2 protein-coding genes are annotated in these 1,491 nt (G+C 67.9%); both read right to left on the bottom strand.

Translation table 11 applies throughout. The features are described 5' to 3' along the window. Positions 1-470, bottom strand: a 470-nt coding sequence (locus ACGYLI_RS18090; protein WP_394420178.1) for a Zn-ribbon domain-containing OB-fold protein, incomplete at its 3' end; no start/stop codon positions are given. After that, positions 467-1,491, bottom strand: a 1,025-nt coding sequence (locus ACGYLI_RS18085; protein WP_394420177.1) for a thiolase family protein, incomplete at its 5' end; no start/stop codon positions are given. The genes ACGYLI_RS18090 and ACGYLI_RS18085, both read right to left, overlap by 4 nt.

Raw genomic sequence — 1,491 nt, 5'->3', positions numbered from 1 at the left:
GGATCGTCTTGCATCAATTCGCTTCCCTCTCGCGGCAGGGCCACCATGACCCCCTGCCCGGCCCGGTCCAGTTTCAACGCCAGCCGCACGGCATCACCGCGCTCGACCTCGCCATGCAGATGGCACACGGCCACCGGCCCTGCGGCCAGTTGCACCGTGCCGATGCGCCAAGGCAGCCGCTCCCGAAAATACGGGTCGGGCGAGACGCGGATCGTGGTTTCGGCCAAGACTTCGCCCGCGCGGTCCGTCTCGCGCCAGTCCAGCGCGACGGACAGGCATTTGCAGCAGGCATCGCGCGGGGGGTATTGCACCGCCCCACAATCGGCGCAGTGTTGCAAGGCGAAGGTGCCGCGCCCGGCGGCGATGGCAAGGCCGAGGGCCGCGCGCGACCGCTGCGCGGGCGGCAGCGTCGGCACCCTGCTGCGCTTTTGCGGGTTCTTCTTTCGGGGCGGGGTCAATGGGTCGGTCATGGCGCGCCCCCTTCGATGATCGCCGCGGCAGAACAGACGCCCCGGTCATAGTTGATCATGCCAAAGCCCGAGACCAAGGCCCGCCGAGCGTTGGCCACCTGTGTGCCCTCGGCCTGCCCGGTCACCTGCCGGATCGCCTCGACCAGCCCCAGATAGCCGCCCGCGGCCCCGGCTTGGCCGACCGACAACTGCCCGCCCGAGGTGTTGTGGGGGAAATCGCCGTGGATCGTCAGATCTCGCCGCCGGGCCAAGGCGGCCCCCTCCCCCTTGGCGCAGAACCCGAGGTCTTCGAACTGCATCATCGAGATCACCGGGTAGTCGTCATAGGTTTGCAGCAGATCGACCCCCTCCGGCCCATGGCCCGCCATCTCGTAGAGCTCAGCGATATCCACGCCCCAGCCGCCGCGCAGTTGCATCGGGTCTTCGGGGTAAGCGTTGTGCCGCTCAATGGTGCCGCTGATCCGCGCGAAGGGCAGGTCGCGCCGCAGGGCTTCATCCTCGCGCATGACCAAAAACGCCTCGGCCCCGGCGCAGGGCATGACGCAGTCGAACAGCCCGATGGGGTCTGAGATCATGCGCGCATTCAAGTATTGGTCAAGCGTCAGCGGGCTTTTCATCAGCGCATCGGGATAGCAGAGCGAATTGGCGCGTTGCGCCACGGCGATTTGGCCAAAGTCCTCTCGCGTGGCGCGGTATTCCTGCATGTAGCGGTCCATCAGCAGGGCGAAACTCGCGTTCGGGCCGCCGAAACCATAGGGAAAGGTCGCATCCATCGAAAAGCGCGAGAAGCCGCTGAGCAGGTTACGAAAGCTGTCGATCCGGTTCGCGTCCCCCGCCACGCAGGCCACCACGTCGACATCGCCCGCCTGCACCGCCCGCGCCGCGCGGCGCAGCGCGATGACCCCGCTGGCCCCGCCCGTCGGCACGGTATCAAGCCACCGCGGGCTGAGCCCCAAATGCTGGGTCAGCCCGACCGGCGTGTCCGGCGCGAGCGAGAAGCTGGAGACCGAGAACCCGTCCA

Origin of the sequence: Sulfitobacter sp. 1A13421 (assembly GCF_043557285.1) — a bacterium.
GTDB classification, from domain to species: Bacteria; Pseudomonadota; Alphaproteobacteria; order Rhodobacterales; family Rhodobacteraceae; genus Sulfitobacter; species Sulfitobacter faviae.
This window is presented reverse-complemented; position numbering and strand designations above follow the sequence as displayed.